The 17,679-nt window shown below is 74.9% G+C and carries 9 protein-coding genes; all 9 read left to right on the top strand.

Features of this window, described 5'->3' with window-relative positions:
* On the top strand, nucleotides 1-535 hold a 535-nt coding region (locus tag E6P78_RS20560; RefSeq protein ID WP_136205089.1), incomplete at its 5' end, for a phosphopantetheine-binding protein.
* Complete coding sequence (locus E6P78_RS20555; protein WP_136205088.1) at nucleotides 532-1,317, top strand: alpha/beta fold hydrolase; 786 nt, start codon at nucleotides 532-534, stop codon at nucleotides 1,315-1,317. The genes E6P78_RS20560 and E6P78_RS20555, both read left to right, overlap by 4 nt.
* Nucleotides 1,318-1,372: 55 nt before the next feature.
* On the top strand, nucleotides 1,373-2,407 hold the full coding sequence (locus E6P78_RS20550) for a TauD/TfdA family dioxygenase (RefSeq protein ID WP_136205087.1): 1,035 nt from the start codon (nucleotides 1,373-1,375) through the stop codon (nucleotides 2,405-2,407).
* An 8-nt stretch (nucleotides 2,408-2,415) separates the two neighbouring features.
* A complete protein-coding gene (locus E6P78_RS20545) occupies nucleotides 2,416-4,284 on the top strand; it encodes a non-ribosomal peptide synthetase (protein ID WP_136205086.1) in 1,869 nt (622 codons plus the stop codon).
* A gap of 68 nt (nucleotides 4,285-4,352) precedes the next feature.
* Nucleotides 4,353-8,186, top strand: a complete 3,834-nt coding sequence (locus E6P78_RS20540; protein WP_136205085.1) for a condensation domain-containing protein — start codon at nucleotides 4,353-4,355, stop codon at nucleotides 8,184-8,186.
* A 164-nt stretch (nucleotides 8,187-8,350) separates the two neighbouring features.
* Nucleotides 8,351-15,496, top strand: coding sequence for a non-ribosomal peptide synthetase (locus E6P78_RS20535; protein ID WP_136205084.1), 7,146 nt, complete (start codon nucleotides 8,351-8,353; stop codon nucleotides 15,494-15,496).
* Nucleotides 15,493-15,708: an MbtH family protein gene (locus tag E6P78_RS20530; RefSeq protein ID WP_136205083.1), complete on the top strand. Its 216-nt coding sequence runs from the start codon at nucleotides 15,493-15,495 to the stop codon at nucleotides 15,706-15,708. Before E6P78_RS20535 ends, E6P78_RS20530 begins: the two co-directional genes overlap by 4 nt.
* Before the next feature lie 210 nt (nucleotides 15,709-15,918).
* Nucleotides 15,919-16,332, top strand: a complete 414-nt coding sequence (locus E6P78_RS20525) for a cobalamin-dependent protein (protein ID WP_136205082.1) — start codon at nucleotides 15,919-15,921, stop codon at nucleotides 16,330-16,332.
* Complete coding sequence (locus E6P78_RS33525) at nucleotides 16,329-17,639, top strand: methylaspartate mutase (RefSeq protein WP_240799299.1); 1,311 nt, start codon at nucleotides 16,329-16,331, stop codon at nucleotides 17,637-17,639. Before E6P78_RS20525 ends, E6P78_RS33525 begins: the two co-directional genes overlap by 4 nt.
* Nucleotides 17,640-17,679 lie beyond the last annotated feature (40 nt).

The following is a 17,679-nucleotide window of genomic DNA, read 5'->3' as shown; positions in this document are numbered from 1 at the left end:
CCACATCACCCAGGCCACCGTCACCACCCACCACGACCAACTCTCCGCCTACGTCGTCAGCAGTGCCGTGGCCATGGAGGACGTCCGCCGCCACCTCGCCGCCCAGCTGCCCGAACACCTCGTCCCCACCTACCTCACCCCGCTCGACCGGCTCCCCCTCACCCCCAACGGGAAGATCGACAAGCGGGCCCTGCCCGAGCCGGCAGCCGTCGTCTCGGCCGGCGGGCGGGCGCCGCGTACCCCGCTCGAAGAGACGCTGGTCGGGCTGTTCACCCGCACGTTGGATGCCGGTGAGGCGCTGAGCATCGACGACGACTTCTTCCACCACGGCGGCCACTCGCTCCTGGGCGCCCGCCTCACCAACCACATCGCCGTGGCCCTCGACGTCCGGCTCACCGTCCGCGACGTCTTCGAGTACCCCACGCCCGCCCGGCTCGCCGAGCACATCACCGCGCTGAAGACCGCGCCGGCCGCCAAGAAGAAGGCCCGGCCCACCCTCCGCCGTCGCACCGAGACAGAACGGATCAGCTCATGACCACCTCCGCGGCCCCCGCCCCCGAAGACGTCGTCTGGGACCTCCCCGGTGACACCCCGCACCGCCTGTCGCTGCTGGTGCTGCCGCACGCCGGGGGCAACGCCCACGCCTACGGCAACTGGCGCGAGCACCTGCCGGCCGATGTGCGGCTGCTGATCGGCCAGTACCCGGGGCGCGGCGCCCGCTACTGCGAGGACCTGCCGGAATCCGTGGACGACCTGGCGCAGCCCGTGGTGGACTCGCTGCCGGCCGACACCGGTGAGCTGGTGGTGTTCGGGCACAGCATGGGGGCCCTGGTCGCCTTCGAGGTGGCCCGTGCGCTGCGGGCCGCCGGCCGTGGCCCGCGCGGGCTGATCGCCTCCTCGTGCCGGACGCCGGTGCTGCCCAACCAGTGCCCGGTGCACCCGGAGCGGCTGGACGACGACCAGCTGGTCGCCGCCATCAAGGAGCGCGGCGGCACGGACGACGGCATCCTGGACGACCCGGAGCTGCGGGAGATCGTTCTGCCGTCCATGCGGGCCGACTTCGCGATCGACGACGCCTACCGGTGCACCGCCCCGGACGCCCGGCTGGACTGCCCGGTCGCCGTGTTCGGCGGGGACGCCGACACGATCGTCCCGGCGGCCATGCTGGCCGGCTGGTCGCAGGTGACCGGCCGGGAGGTCGTGCCGCAGGTGCTGCCCGGCGACCACTTCTACTTCCAGCAGGACCTTCCGGGCTTCCTCGCCCGCCTGATCCCGGTCCTGAGCACCCTTCGCGACTCCGCCGCCACGGCCGCGTGACCACGCCCGTCGGCCCCACGACCACTGATCCGCACCCGAGGAAGAGGAACCCATCGTGACCGCTCTCGCCCAGCCGCCCGCCACCACCGGTATCGCCCCCGTCCGGGAGCCCGGCAAGCCGGCGATCGTCCACACGCCGGAGTTCGCCACCATGGCGGAGGCCACCGCCTGGCTGGCCGCCCAGCGGCCCGCGATCCAGGCCGAACTGCACCGGTCCGGTGCGGTCATGCTGCGCGGCCTGCCGGTGACGGACGCGGCGACGTTCGCCTCGGCGCGCGACGCGCTCGTCGCGGAGCGGGCCGGCTACAAGGAGAAGGCGACGCCGCGCACCGACTTCGGGGAAGGGGTGTTCTCCTCCACCGACCTGCCGGCCGTCCAGCCGATCCGGCTGCACAACGAGAACAGCTACACGCTGGACTTCCCCGGCGTGCTGCTCTTCGGCTGCGTCACCGCCCCCGAGACGGGAGGCGCCACCACCGTCGGCGACATGCGCGCGGCCCTGGCCAAGCTGCCGCCGGAGATGACCGCGCGGTTCGCGGAGGCGGGCTGGCTGCTGGTGCGCAACTACTCCGACCTGGCGGGCATGCCGTGGCGCAAGGCGTTCTCCTCGGACCGGCCGGAGGGTGCCGAGGAGTACTGCGACGCCCACGCCATCGGCTACGAGTGGCTGGACGAGGACACGCTGCGTACCCGGCAGCGCCGTTCGGCGATCATCACGCACCCGGTGACCGGTGAGCGGGTCTGGTTCAACCACTTCGCGTTCTGGAACGCCCGCACCCTCGACGAGGACGTCCGCGAGGTGCTGGTCGACACCTTCGGTGCGGACGGGCTGCCGTTCAACACCTACCTCGGTGACGGCAGCGCCCTCAGCGACGCCGAGGTGGACGCCGTCAACGACGTGTACCGGTCGGTGACGGTACGGGAGAGCTGGCAGGCCGGTGACCTGATGCTGGTCGACAACATCCTCTGCGCGCACGGCCGCGAGGCGTTCACCGGTGACCGGAAGATCCTCGTCGCCATGGGTGAGCCGGTGCCGCTGTCGGACTGCTCCCCGGCCTCCGCCCCCGCCACGACCGTGTACGGAAAGTGAGCCCCGCCATGACCGCCGTACTCCCCGAGCGCGTCGCCGCCGCCCCCGCCCCGGCGGACCCGAGCCACGCCCACCCGTCCCACCCGGCCGCCTGCCCCTGCGACGCCTGCGCCTCGGCCGGGACCGGAGCGGCCGACCTGATGGCCCGGCTCGCCGCCGTACCCGGTGACCGCACCGCGGTCGTCGCCGACGGCCGGGAACTGAGCTTCGACCAGCTGCGCGAGCGGGCCTCGGCGTTCGCGGCGGGGCTGGCCGGGCTCGGCGCCGGGCCGGAGAGCGTCGTCGCCCTGTGTCTGCCGCGCGGCGCCGGTCTGGTCACCGCGATCATCGGCACGCTCACGGCGGGCGCCGCCTACCTGCCGGTCGACCCGGCGCTGCCCGAGGAACGGCGCCGCCTGCTCATCGAGGACTCGGGCGCCGACCTGGTGGTCACCGACGGCGCCGGCCCGGCGCTCCCCGGTCCCCGCGCGGTCACGGCGGACGAGCTGATGGCCTCCCGGGGCGGGGCGGCCACCGCGTACGCGCCGGTTCCGGTCGGCCCGGACACGCTCGCCTACGTCATCTACACCTCAGGCTCCACGGGCCGGCCCAAGGGTGTGGAGATCGGGCGCGGCGCGGCCTCCCTGCTGCTGCGTGAGCTGGAGGGCGCGGGCGCCGCGAGCGGTGAGGGCCGGCGGGTGGGGTGGAACGCCTCGCCGTCGTTCGACGCGTCGGTCCAGCAGTGGGTGCGGCTGTCGCGCGGCGACACGCTGGTGATGATCGACGAGGAGACCCGCCGCGACCCCGCCCTGCTGGCGGCCTTCGTCGACGCGCAGGGCCTCACCGATCTCGACATCACCCCGTCGCACGCCGAACCGCTCCTGGACCTGCTCACCCCGGACGGCGGCCCCCGCCCGCTGACCCTGCTCGTCGGCGGCGAGGCGATCGGCCCGGCGCTGTGGGACCGGCTGGCGGCCGCACGCCGCTCCGGTGTGCTGCGCGCCGTGAACGTGTACGGCCCCACCGAGTGCACCGTCGACGCCACCGCCGGCTGGATCGAGGAGCCGGGCGAGCCGCACATCGGTGCCGTGCTTCCGGGGCTGCGGATGCGGCTGCTGGACGAACACCTGGTGCCGGTCTCCCCCGGCGAGGCGGGGGAGCTGTATCTCGCCGGGCCCCGGGTCGCCCGCGGCTACCGTCGCAGCCCCGGTCCGACCGCGCAGCGTTTCGTCGCCGACCCGTTCGGCGCGCCGGGCGACCGCATGTACCGCACCGGGGACCGCTGCCGGCTGCTGGCGGACGGCCGGCTCGTCCACCTGGGCCGGCTCGACGGCCAGGTGAAGCTGCGCGGTCACCGCATCGAGGTGCAGGAGATCGAGGCCGTCCTGACCCGGCCCGGTGGCGCCGCCGAGGCGGCCGTGGTCCTGGGCGAGGACGCCGGGGGCAGCCCGTGCCTGATCGCCTATCACCGGGGCGGGGACGCCGAGGCGCTGCGTACCGCCGTGGCGGCCGCGCTGCCCGCGTACATGACGCCGTCCGCGTTCGTCGCCGTCGACCGGTTCGCGACCACCCCCAGCGGCAAGCTCGACCGGTCCGCGCTGCCCGCCCGGATCGCGGCGGCCGAGACCGCGGAGGCATCCGTGCGGGGCGACGGCGTCGAGGGGCGGGCCGAGGAGCTGATCGCCCGGGTCTGGGCGCAGGTGCTCGGCGCGGCGTCGATCGGCCCCGACGACAACTTCTTCAAGCTCGGCGGCCACTCGCTGCTCGCCATCAAGCTGGTCTCCCGCGTGCGGGCCGAACTCTCCCTGGCCCTGCCGGTGAAGGCGGTCTACGCCCACCCGAGGCTGCGCGACCTCGCCGCCCACATCGAGGAGTTGCTGGCCGCGAAGGATGGCTGAGCCCCGACTCCGCCCCGTCACCGGCCCGTTCTCCCGCCCGCCCCCGTCATCCCCGAGGAGCAGCAACCGTGATCCCCCTCTCGTACGCGCAGCACCGGCTGTGGTTCCTGAACCGCCTCGAAGGCGCGTCGGCCGCCTACAACGCGCCCGTCGTGCTGCGGCTGGAGGCGACGCCCGACCGGCGCGCCCTGGAGGCGGCGGTGCGCGACGTGGTGGACCGCCACGAGGTGCTCCGTACGGTCTACCTGGCCGAGGACGGGGAGCCGTACCAGCACATCGTCGGCGATCCCGACGTGCGGCTGGAGACCGAGGAGTGCGCGCCCGGCGACGAGGTGGACGCGCGGGTCACCGCCTTCGTGCGCCTCCCCTTCGACGTCACCCGCGACCTGCCGCTGCGGGCCCGGTTGTTCACCGTGCACGACGGAACCGCCGTCCTGGTCCTGCTCGTGCACCACATCGCCACCGACGGCTGGTCCGTCGGCTGCCTGCTCACCGACCTCGACCGGGCCTACCGGGCCCGGAGCGAGGGCCGCGCCCCCGGATGGGAACCACTGCCCGTCCAGTACGCGGACTACGCGCTGTGGCAGCGGGACATGCTCGGAGACCCCGACGACCCCGACAGCACGGCCCATGAACAGCTCGCCCACTGGCGGGCGGCGCTGGACGGCGTACCGGCCGCGACCCGGCTGCCCGCCGACCGTCCCCGCCCCGCCGAGCCCAGCCACCGCGGAGCCCTGGTCACCGCCCGGCTCGGTGCCGCCGCCCACAAGGCGCTCGCCGGCACCGCCCGCGCCCACCGCGCGACGTTCTTCATGACCGCCCGGGCCGCCCTCTGCCTCGCCCTGCGGGCGGCCGGGGCGCAGGCGGACGTGGTGGTGGGGACACCGGTCGCCGGCCGGCCCGAGGAGGATCTGCACGACCTCGTCGGATTCTTCGTCAACTCCCTCGCGCTGCGCGCCGACCTGTCCGCCGACCCGGACCTCGGCACGCTGCTGGACCAGGTCCGCGAACGGGACTTGGCCGCCATGGCCCACGAGGACCTGCCGTTCGACCTGCTCGTCGAAGACCTCGACCCGGAGCGGTCCCTCGGCCTGCACCCCTTCTTCCAGGTGATGCTGACCACGCAGACCGCACAGGAAACCACCTGCCGTCTCGGTGCCGTATCCGGCACCCTCGACGCAGCGGACCTGGCCACCGCCAAGTTCGACCTCGGTTTCAACTGTGCCGAGACGTACCGTCCCGACGGCGAACCCGACGGGGTACTGCTCGGCCTCCAGTACGCGACCGACCGCTACGACGAGGAGACCGCGCGCCTGCTCCTCTCCCTGTTCCACCGTGCGCTGACCGCGTACGCCGAGCAGCCGGCCGGCACACCGGTCAGCCGGATCGGTCTGCTCTCCGCCTCGGAGCGCGAGGCGATCGACCGCCGGCACGAGGCCCTTACCCGGGCCGAGCAGCAAAACGCCGCCGACCGTGGCGGGCCGCGCGACGGCGAGGCCCCGCGTACCCGCTCCGCGGCCGACCCCCGCGAGGAGATCCTTCGCGGCCTGTTCGCGGAGGTGCTGGGCCGCGACGAGGTAGGGCCCGGTGACAGCTTCTTCAAGCTGGGCGGGCACTCCCTGCTCGCCGGGAAGCTCACCAACCGCATCCGCAAGGCGCTGGGCGTCCAGACCGCCATCCGCGACATCTTCCTGGCGCCCACCCCGGCCCGGCTGCTGCGCCGGCTGGACGAGCAGGGCGACGGGCCCGTACGGCCGGTGCTGCGGCCGGTGCCCGCCGCCCTGCGGCCGGCCCGTCTTCCGCTGTCCGCCGCGCAGCAACGGCTTTGGTTCGTCGACCAGATGGAGGGCCCGAGCGCCACCTACAACATCCCCGTGGTGACCCGGCTGCGCCGCCCGGTCGGCCGGGCCGCCTTCGCCGCCGCCCTCGCCGACGTCGTACGACGGCACGAGGTGCTGCGCACGGTGCACAGGTCGGCGGACGGCGAGCCGTACCAGGAGGTGCTGGAGCACGCCGAACCGGTGCTGGAAGTGGTGCGGACGGACGGGCCGGACGAGCTGCGCGCCGCCGTCGACGCCGCGGCCGGTCATGTCTTCGACCTGGCCGCCGAGATCCCCTTCCGGGCCTGGCTCCTGGAGGACACCGGCGGGGGCCAGGTGATGGTTCTGCTGGTGCACCACATCGCCGGTGACGGCTGGTCCACCGGCTGCCTCCTCGCCGATCTCGCCGCCGCCTACGCCGCCCGCGCCGAGGGCCGGGCCCCCGGGTGGCAGCCGCTTCCCGTCCAGTACGCCGACTACACGCTCTGGCAGCACGAGTTGCTGGACGGGGAACACGGTGTCGCCGCCGAACAGCTCGCGTACTGGCGCACCGCGCTCGACGGGATGCCGCCGCTGCTCGCGCTGCCCACCGACCGGCCCCGCCGGCCCGAACCGGACGGCCGGGGCGCGCTCGCCCCGTTCGAGGTGAGCGCCGAAACCCACCGAGCGCTGTTGCGGTGTGCGCGGCACAACGGCGTCACCCTGTTCATGGTGGTGCAGGCCGCTCTCGCCGCCCTGCTCACCCGGCACGGCGCGGGCGAGGACCTGGCGATCGGCACCACCGTCGCCGGCCGGGCCGACGAGGCGCTGCATCCGCTCGTCGGGTTCTTCGTCAACACCCTCGTCCTGCGCACCGACACCTCCGGCGACCCCGCCTTCACCGAGTTGGTGCGCCGGGTCCGCGACACGGGCCTGGCCGCCTACAGCCACCAGGACCTGCCGTTCGACCGGCTGGTGGAGCATCTGAGCCCGCACCGGTCGACCGCGCACGCGCCGCTCGTGCAGGTGATGCTCCAGGTGCACGCGGCGGGGGCGGGAGACGCCTCCGCCCCGTCGGCGCTGGACGGCGAACCGCTCGCCTTCCGGGGCGCCGGTGCCAAGTCGGACCTCACCTTCGCGCTCACCGAGACCGTCGGCCCTGACGGGACGCAGACCGGGCTGCGGGGCGTCCTGGAGTACGCCACCGCGCTGTACGACGCGGACACCGCCCGCCTGCTGACCCGGCGCCTCGCCGAGACCCTTGACGCGTTCGCCGCCGAGCCCGGGGCCCCGCTCTCCGCCCTGCGGTACGGGCCGCCCGCGCCCGGCGACGGCGGCCGGGAGGTCGTCCTCGACGCGCAGGGGCGCCGCACCCCCGTCCGCGTCCCGGGCGAGGTCCACGAGCCGGCCCCCGGCGGCGGGCTGCGCGCCACCGGGCGGCGCGCCTACCCGGGGGCGGACGGTGTCCTGCGGCCCGTCGCCCTGCACACCGTCAACGGCTATCCGGTCGAGCCCGGCCACGTGGAGGGCGTCCTCACCCGGCACCCGGCGGTGACCGGTGCGCGCGTCCTCGTCCGCGACGGCCGGCTCCTCGCGCTCGTCACCTGCGCCCCGGGCACGCCGCCCGCCGAGAGCACGCTGCGCGCCTGGGCGGCCGAGCGGCTGCCCGAGTACCTGGCGCCGGCCCGGGTGGTGCGGACGGCCTGGCTGCCGGCGCCCGGTGAGGACCCGGCCGTCCTGCCCGAGGAGGACGCGCCCGCGCCGGGCGCGGCGGCGGGTGGCGGCACGGACGCCCGGCTGCTGGGCATCTTCCGCGATGTGCTGGGCGGCCGTGACATCGGGGCGGACGACAACTTCTTCAAGTCCGGCGGCCACTCGCTGCTGGCGGTGCGTCTGCTGAACCGGATACGCACCGAGTTCGGGCAGGACCTCACCCTGCGCGACGTGTTCCGCAACCCGACGGCGGCCACCCTCTCACAGCGCCTCGCCGGGGCCGTCGCCGACGCGATCGAGCCGGAGGACGCCGAGCCCGCACCGGCGGGCCGCCGCGCGGCCGCCCCGGCCCTGCGCCGCCGCACCCGGGCGGGCGCCCGCCGGGGGTGACGGGGGCGGGGGCGGGGAGCGGCAGCTCCCCGCCCCCGCTTTCTGCCGCTTGGAGCTGCCGGGCCGACTGCCGTGGGGGGAGGTCTCGGGCTTCTAGCGTGAAGGCACGGAGGCGAGAGGAACCGTTCGCCCCGGTCTCTCGCCTCGACAGAAGGAAAGCCAGGATGCCCCCCATCAGAACGGAAGACCTGCTGGACGGCGGTCCCTCTCCCTCACCCGCCCCTCCGGTGCTCGACCTCATCGCCCACCGGGCGCGTACCCGGCCCGACGCGGTGGCCCTGGTCCACGACGACACCCGCCTGACCTACGGCCGGCTCGCCGACGCCGTACGGGAGCGTGCCCGTGCTCTTGCCGCCGAGGGGGCCGCGCCCGGCCGTCTGGTGGCGCTGCACCGGCCGCGCGGGATCGACGCCGTCGTCGGCCTCCTCGCCGTCCTCTCCACGGGTGCCGCGTATCTCCCGCTCGACATCCAGGCCCCCGACGCCCGGAACGAGGCCATCCTCAAGGCGGGTTGCGGCGATCTGGCGCCCACGCCCGCCGAGGTGGCCCGCAGCGGTGAGCTGGTCCTGCCCGGGCCCGGCGCACCGGCGGGCGCCGCCTACGTGATCTACACGTCCGGGTCCACCGGCACCCCCAACGGTGTCGTCGTCGCCCACGACTCGCTCGCGCACTTCGTCGCGGGCGCCACCCCCGCGTACGGCATCGGCCCCGGCTCCCGCGTCCTGCAGTTCTCCCCGCTCCACTTCGACGCCAGCGTCCAGGAGGTGTTCGCCACCCTCGGCGCGGGCGGCACCCTGGTCCTGCGTACGGACGACATGCTGGACGTACGCGATCTGCTCGCCGGCTGCGCACGCCACGGCATCACCCTGCTCGACCTGCCGGCCGCCTACTGGCACGAGCTGGTCCACGTCCTCACCACCGGCTCGGTCCGCCTCCCCGACTGCCTGGACACCGTGATCATCTACGGCGAGGCCGCGCTGCCCGAGCGGGTCGCCCAGTGGCGCGAGCTGACCGGGGAGCGGGTGCGGCTGCTCAACGCGTACGGGCCGACCGAGACCACGGTGGTCGCCACGGTCGCCGACCTCACCCGCCACGGCGAAGGACCGGTCCCCATCGGGCGCCCCCTGCCCGGCGTCCGGGCCGCCGTCGTCTCCGGTGAGCTCTGGCTGCTCGGCGGGGGCCTGTCCAGGGGATACCTGAACAACCCGGAGCTGACTGCCCGGCGCTTCACGGAGCTCGACGGCGAGCGCGCCTACCGCACCGGCGACCTGGTCACGATCGGCGAGGACCGCCAGATCCTCTACCACGGCCGCCTCGACGACGAGGTGAAGATCGGCGGGCAGCGCATCGACCCGGCCGCCGTCGACTCCGTCCTGTCGGGCCACCCCAAGGTCCGCGAGGCCGCCGTCGTCGCCCAGCAGGACCCCGACGGCGTCAAGCGGCTCGTCGCGTTCGTCGTCACCGAGGGCGGTGTCGGCGCCGAGGAGCTGCGCGGCCTGGTGCGCGAGCGCATGCCCGCCGCCGCCGTGCCGGCCGCCGTCGGCATCGTCGCCGCTCTGCCCCGTACCAGCTCCGGGAAGATCAACCGCAAGGCGCTGCGGACCACGGACCCGCGCCTGTCCGTCGTCCACGAGGAACCGCTGCCCGCCGAGGACCGGGTTCCGCTCTCGCACGCGCAGCGGCGGCTGTGGCTGCTGGACCAGCTCGACGGCCCGTCCTGCGCGTACAACATGCCGATCGTGCTGGAACTCGACGGTGTGCCGGACCGTGCGGCGCTCGCCGCCGCCGTCACCGACCTCGTGGAGCGCCACGAGGTGCTGCGTACCGTCTTCCTCGCCCCGGAGGAGGAGCCCTACCAGCACGTCCTGGCCCCGACCGTGGTGCGTGCCCGGACCGTCGCGTGCCCGGCCGCCGAACTCGCGTCCAGGGTCACGGAGTTCACGGCCGAGACCTTCGACCTGTCGCGGGAGCTGCCGGTGCGGGTGGCGTTGTTCGTACCCGAGGGCGGGGCCGGTGACGGCCCTGCGGCGGTGCTGGCCGTGCTGCTCCACCATGTCGCGGGCGACGGCTGGTCCCTGGCCCCGCTGATGAACGACCTGGCCGCCGCCTACGCCGCCCGCGCCGAGGGCCGCGCCCCCGAGCAGGAGCCGCTTCCCGTCCAGTACGCCGACTACACCCTCTGGCAGAACGACGTCCTGGGCACCGCCGACGACCCGGACGCGGCCGTCTCGCGGGGACTCGTCCACTGGCGCGACGCGCTCGCCGGGCTGCCCGCCGTCACCGACCTGCCGCTGGACCGCCCCCGCCCCGCCGTGCCGGACCACCGCGGCGGCGTCGTCACCGCGCACCTCGAACCGGCGGCGCACACCCGCCTCGTCCAGCTCGCCGACGCCCATGGCGCGAGCATGCTGATGGTCCTCCAAGCGGCCCTCGCCCTGGCCCTGCGCGCGGCGGGCTGCGGGGACCGGGTGGCCCTCGGCACCCCGGTCGCGGGCCGGGACGACGAAGCCCTCGGCGCCCTCGTCGGGTTCTTCGTCAACACCCTGGTCCTGCCGACCGACACCTCCGGCGACCCGGCGTTCAGCGAGCTGCTGGAGCGGGTACGCGACACCGACCTCGCCGCCTACGCCCACCAGGGCCTCCCCTTCGACCTCCTGGTGGAGCACCTGAACCCGCCGCGCACGCCCGGTGTGCACCCGCTCTTCCAGACGATGCTGACGCTGCGCACCGCCGCCCCGGCCGACGCCCCCTTCGCCTTCGGCGGCCTGACCGGCCGGTTCAGGGCGGACGGCCCGGCGACCACCAAGTTCGACCTCACCGCCGCGTGCGTGGAGCGCCGCGAGGCCGACGGCACCCCCGCCGGTCTCGAACTGGGCCTGGAGTACGCCTGCGACGTCCTCGACGAGGAGACCGCCCGCCTGCTCCTGGGCGCCCTGGAACAGGCCCTGCGTACGGCCGCCGACCGGCCCGGGGCGCCCGTCGCCGACACGGCGCTGCTCGGCTCCGACGACCGCTGGTCCCTGGACGAGCGCCGGGCACGCACCGCGGCCCTCACCGCCCGGCGGGCCGCCGACGCGGCCGCGCACACCGGCGACGGGCCGGACGCGGAGCACGTCGACACGCTGCGGGAGATGTTCGCCGAGATCCTGGGCCTGGAACAGGTGGGCCCGCACGAGGGGTTCTTCACGATCGGCGGGCACTCCATGAGCGGGGTGCGCCTCGCCAACCGGATACGGGCCCGCCTGGGCGTCGACGTCCACGTGCGGGACCTGCTGCTGGCCCCGACCCCGGCCGCCCTCGCCCGCCGCATCGCGGATACCCGGGCCGCCGAGGGCGCGGACCCGGGGGCGCCGCCTGCGCTCACCGCCCGCGCCGACCGGCCGGAGCGGCTGCCGCTCTCCTGCGCGCAGCGCCGGCTCTGGTTCATCGACGCGCTCGAAGGGCCCAGCGCCTCCTACAACATCCCGCTGGTGCTGCGCCCCGCCGAACCCCTCGACGCCGATGTCCTCGGCCGCGCCCTCGCCGACCTGGCGGAGCGCCACGAGGTGCTGCGTACCCGCTACCGGTCGGTCGACGGGGAACCGCACCAGGAGATCCTTGACGCCGCGCGGCCCGTGCTCGACGTCCGCACCGTGCCGGCCGGGCAGTTCCGGGCCGCTGTGGCCTCGGCCGCCGGTCACGTCTTCGACCTCGCCGGGGAGATCCCCCTGCGGGCCGCCCTGCTCACCCCGGACGACGACGGCGGCCAGATCCTGGTCCTGCTCGTCCACCACATCGCCGCCGACGGCTGGTCCACCGGTCCGCTCCTGGCCGACCTGGGCACCGCCTACGCCGCCCGCGCCGAGGGCCGCGTACCGGACTGGCGGCCGCTTCCCGTCCAGTACGCCGACTACACCCTCTGGCAGCAGGAGTCGCTGGACGGACCGGCGGCGCGGGACCACCTCGCCTTCTGGGAGCGGGCCCTCGCCGGCGCCCCGCCCGTCCTCGAACTGCCCGCCGCCCGCCCGCGTCCGGCCGAGGCCACCCATCGGGGCGGTCATGCGCCGCTCACCGTGGACGCCGCCACCCACCGGGCGCTGGAGGAGCTGGCCCGGCGCAGCGGCGCCACGCTGTTCATGGTCCTCCAGGCCGCCCTGGCCGCCGTCCTCACCCGCCACGGCGCCGGCACCGATCTGCCGCTGGCGACCATGACGGCGGGCCGCGACGACGAGGCCCTGAGCGATCTGGTCGGCTTCTTCGTCAACACCCTGGTCCTGCGCACCGACACCTCGGGCGACCCGGCGTTCACCGAACTGCTGGAGCGGGTACGCGACACCGACCTCGCCGCCTACGCCCACCAGGGCATGCCCTTCGACCGGATCGTCGAACACCTCAACCCGGTCCGCTCCACCGCCCACCACCCGCTGGCCCAGGTCGTCGTACAGCTCCACCACGACTACACCGCACCCGCCGGTGACGGACCGGTGCTGCGGGCGGAGCCGGCCCCGCTGGAGGCGCTGTCCACCAAGTTCGACCTCACCCTCGCCCTGTCGGAGCGGCTGGACGACGAGGGGCGGCCGGCCGGTCTGACGGGCGGCCTGGAGTACGCCACCGACCTGTTCGACACCGGGACGGCCGCCCTGCTCGCGGCGCACGTCGAGCGGTTGCTGCGCGCCGCCGCCGCCGACCCGGGGGTGCGGATCGGTGCCGTGGACCTGCTCACGGACGCCGAACGGTTCCGGCTGGTCGCGGAGTACAACGACACGGCCACCGTGACGCGCGACCGGTCGGCAGTGCACGAGGCGATCGCCCGCCGGGCCGGGCTCACCCCGGAGCTGCCCGCCCTGATCACCGACGAGGAGACCGTCTCCTACGGTGAACTCGACGCCCGTGCCGGTGCGCTGGCCGCCCGGCTGGGAGCGGCGGGGGTGCGCGGGGGCGACATCGTCGGGGTGCTGTTGGAGCGGGGTGTGCCGCTGGTGGTGACGGCGCTCGCCGTCCTCAAGTGCGGTGCCGCCTACCTTCCGCTGGACCCGGGGCTGCCCGGGGCACGCGTCCGGCTGATGGCCGAGGACGCGGGCATCCGCCTCGTCGCCACGGTCGCCGAGCACGCGAAGACGGCGGCATCGGCCGGGAATCCGCCGGTGTTCCTGGTGGACGCCCCCGCCGCGGAGGCCGGGCCGGCGGGGCACGAGGGCGTGAGGGCCGGCGGGGACGACCTGATGTACGTGATGTTCACGTCCGGGTCGACCGGCCGCCCCAAGGGCGTCGGCGTCACCCACCGCAACGTGACCGAACTCGCCGCCGACCGGGACACCGCGGCCGGCGGTCCCCGGCGGATGCTGGTCCACTCGGCGACCGGCTTCGACGCGTCCGTCTTCGAGATCTGGGTGCCGCTCCTGAACGGCGGCACCCTGGTGATCATGCGGGGCGACGGCACCGACCTCGCCGAGACCGACCGTACGGTCCGGGAGCACGAGGTCACCGCCGCCTACTTCACCGTGGGTCTGTTCCATGTGATGGCCGACGAGGCGCTGGACACGCTCCGGCTGCTGCGCGAGGTGTGGACGGGCGGCGACGTCGCGTCGCGGGCCGCCGCCCAAAGGGTCCTGACGCACTGTTCGAACACCGTCCTGGTCCACTCCTACGGCCCCACCGAGACGACCTTCGCCTCCCACAACCAGTGGCTCACCGGCGGCCGGGGCGCCCTGGACGGTGCCGGGCTGCACCTGGGCCGGCCGATGGACAACACCCGCAGCCACGTCCTCGACGAGGCGCTGCGGCCCGTCGCGCCGGGGGTGCCCGGCGAGCTCTACATCGCCGGTTCGCACGTGGCGCGCGGCTACATCGGCCGCCCCGACCTGACCGCCGAGCGGTTCGTGCCCGACCCGTTCGAGGGCGACGGCAGCCGGATGTACCGCACGGGCGACCGCGTGGTGTGGACGCCGGGCGGCGAACTGCGGTTCCTGGGGCGCGCGGACGGCCAGGTCAAGCTGCGCGGTGTGCGGATCGAGCCCGGGGAGGTGGAGCACGCGCTCGCCGCCCACCCCGCGGTCGGCCAGGCCCTCGCCGTGGTCCGCGAGGACCGGCCGGGCGGCCGGAGCCTCGTCGGGTACGTGGTGCCGCGCGCCGGGAGTGCGGTCACCGAGGCGGAACTGCTCACCCTGGCCCGTGCCGCGCTGCCCGGGCACCTGGTGCCGTCGGCGGTCGTCGTCCTGGACGCCCTGCCGCTGACCGTCAACGGCAAGCCGGACCGCCGGGCGCTGCCCGCGCCCGACCGGCCTGCCGCGACCCACCGGGCGCCGCGCAACGCCCGGGAAGAGGTCCTGTGCGGGCTGTTCGCGGAGATCCTGGGCGTGCCGAGGGTCGGCCCGGACGACAACTTCTTCGCGCTGGGCGGCCACTCGCTGCTCGGTGTGCGCCTGGTCAGCCGGGTGCGGTCGGTGCTGGGTGTCGACCGGTCCGTGCGCGACCTGTTCCGCTCGCCCACCCCGGCCGGGCTGCTCGGCTCGCACGACCACGACGGCACGGCCGGCGCGATGGGCGTCCTGCTGCCGCTGAGCGCCCGCGGTTCCCGGCGCCCGCTGTTCTGCGTGCACCCGGGCACCGGGGTCGGCTGGTCCTACGCCGGTCTCGCCCGCCACCTCGGCGAAGACCAGCCGCTGTACGCCCTCCAGGCCCGCGCGCTCAGCGAGCCCGGCCACCGTCCGCGCACCGTCGAGGAGATGGCCGACGACTACCTGGAGCGCATCCGGCAGGTCCAGCCCTGGGGCCCCTACCGGCTGCTCGGCTGGTCCTTCGGCGGCATCGTCGCCCACACCATGGCCGTACGGTTGCGCGCGGCCGGTCAGCGGGTCGAACTCCTCGCCCTGATGGACGTGCACCAGACCGGCCCCGGCAGCGTGTCGGTCCTGCCGCCCGAGGAGCGGGCGGCGGCCTCCGGGGCGCTCCAGGAGGACGACCTGCCGGCGGCGGTGGAGCGTGTGCGCCGCGAGGACCCCGTTCTCGGCGGCTTCAGCACCGAGGAGATCCGGGCCGTGCTGCGCGCCTCCGAGACCCACGCGGGCCTCATGTCCCGGCACACGCCCGGCGTCGCCGACACCGGCGCGGTCTTCTTCACGGCCCGCAGACCCGGTGAACCGGAAGGTGCGCTGGCCGCCACCTGGAATCCATTCCTGGAAGGAATGGTCGAGAACCACACCGTGGAATCGAGTCATCTGCGGATGGCCGAGGAAGAACCTTTTCGGCACATCGGAAGAATCATCGCGGAGAAACTCTCCGCACTGCAGGAGAAAAGCCTGCGGGAAAACGAAACGAGGAGTTATTCATGAGCGACATCGTGAACCCCTTCGACAACTCCGAGGGCGCCTTCCACGTCGTGGTGAACGACGAGGGCCAGCACGCCCTGTGGCCGGCCTTCGCCGACATCCCGGCCGGCTGGACCAGCGTGTGGGGGGCCGGTGACCGCTCCGAGGCGCTGGAGTACATCACCGCCAACTGGACCGACATCCGCCCCCGGAGCCTGGTCGCCCAGTACGCCTGACACCCTCCGCCCCCTGTGCCGCGCCCCGCAGCTCCTGCGGGGCGCGGCATTTTCGTATGCCCCGAAGCGATGTACGGGAATGCCGGACGAACACGGCCGGCGAGGGCGTCCGCAGGAGTGTTTCCGGGCGAATTCGGGGGAGGAAACTGCCGCCTGTTCCTGCCGCTCGACTTCCGCCCGGGAAGCGTCCGGAAAAATATCATCGAAGGCATGAAGATACTCCTGAGCGGAACCGCTTCGGACTCCCATACCTGGAACCTCGTGTATCTCGGGCTGTTCCTGGAGGAGCGGGGACACGACGTCGTCGCGCTGGGCCCCTGTGTGAGTCCCAGTCTGCTCACGGCCGCCTGTCGCCGGCATGCCCCCGACGTGGTCGTGCTCAGCAGCGTCAACGGCCACGGCTACCGGGACGCCCTCGCCGCGGTGCGCCGGCTGCGCGCCGAAGCGGATCTGGCCGCCCTGCCGGTGGCCGTCGGCGGCAAGCTCGGGGTCGTCGGCCGCTCCGGGGAGGTTGAGGCGGCCCGGCTGCGCGAGGCGGGCTGCGACGCCGTACTGGGTGACGGCGCCGGTGACCTGGACGCCCTGTGCTCCTTCCTGGCGGCTCGCGCCCGGGTGGTGGCATGAGCAGCGCCCCGCGCCCCTTCGGTGCGTTCGTCGCGGCATCGGCCGCCGCGGGCCGGCTGGTCGTCCAGCCCCGCATGGGCTTCGGTGACCCGCGCGCCATGCGCACCGGCCTGGAGCGGACCAGGGCCGCCACCGCCACGACCGTCGGCACGCTCACCATCGACAGCTACACCCGCGTCGGCGACCTCTCCGGGGCCCGCGCCGCGCTCACCGAGGGCACCCGGCTCAACGGCTACCCCATCGCCACCCACCCGCTCTCCGTCACCCGCGCCCTGCTCGACGGCCTCCACGACACCGGCTTCCCCGTCCAGGTCCGCCACGGCTCCGCCCGCCCGCACAGCATCCTCCGGGCGCTGATCGCGGCCGGGCTCGACGCGACCGAGGGCGGGCCCGTCTCCTACTGCCTGCCCTACGGCCGGACCCCGCTGCGGGAGTCCGTCGCGGCCTGGGCCGAGGGCTGCGAGATTCTTGCCGCGAGCGCCCGCCCCGGCTCCGTCCCGCATCTGGAGAGCTTCGGCGGCTGCCTGCTCGGCCAGCTCTGCCCGCCCGGTCTGCTCGTCGCGATGAGCGTGCTGGAGTGCCTGTTCTTCGCCCAGCACGGCCTGCGCAGCGTCTCGTTGAGCTACGCGCAGCAGACCGACCCGGGCCAGGACGAGGAGGCCGTACGGGCGCTGCGCCGGTTGGCCGGTGAGCTCCTGCCGCCCGGTGTGGACCACCACGTCGTCCTCTACACGTACATGGGCGTCTACCCGCGTACCGAGCACGGCGCGACCCGCCTCCTCGAAGCCTCCGCCCGGCTCGCCGTGCGGTCCGGGGCGCAGCGGCTCCTCGTCAAGACGACCGCCGAGTCCCGCCGTATCCCCACCGTCGACGAGAACGTCCGCGCCCTGGAGACCGCCGCCGCGGCCGCCGCGCTCGCCGGCCCGCCGCCGGGCCGGGGGGCCGACGAGTCCGGGGGCGAGGTCTACGCGGAGGCCCGCGCCCTGGTGGAGGCCGTCCTCGGCCTGCACACCGACCTGGCCCGTGCGCTGCCGGCCGCCTTCGCGCGCGGCCTGCTCGACGTGCCTTTCTGCCTCCACCCCGACAACGCCGGCCGTTCCCGCAGCGTCATCGGCGCCGACGGCCGGCTCCGCTGGTCGGACACCGGCGCGATGCCTATCCGCCCCGACGCCCCGGCCGACTCCGCACGGCTCACGGCGGACGGCCTGCTCACCGCCCTCCACCACATGGCCGTCCGCTACGACCGGGCGCCCTCCGTCCCCGTGGCCGCCCGGCCGGCCGACCGCCTGACGACCCGCCCGACCTGACCCGGCCGGCCCCTTCGGCCGCTCCGCAACCCCGCCCCGC

It is taken from the genome of Streptomyces sp. A0958 (genome assembly GCF_004795035.1).
GTDB lineage: Bacteria > Actinomycetota > Actinomycetes > Streptomycetales > Streptomycetaceae > Streptomyces.
The sequence above is the reverse complement of the archived record's forward strand: the minus strand, read 5'-3'. Positions and strand labels throughout refer to the sequence as shown.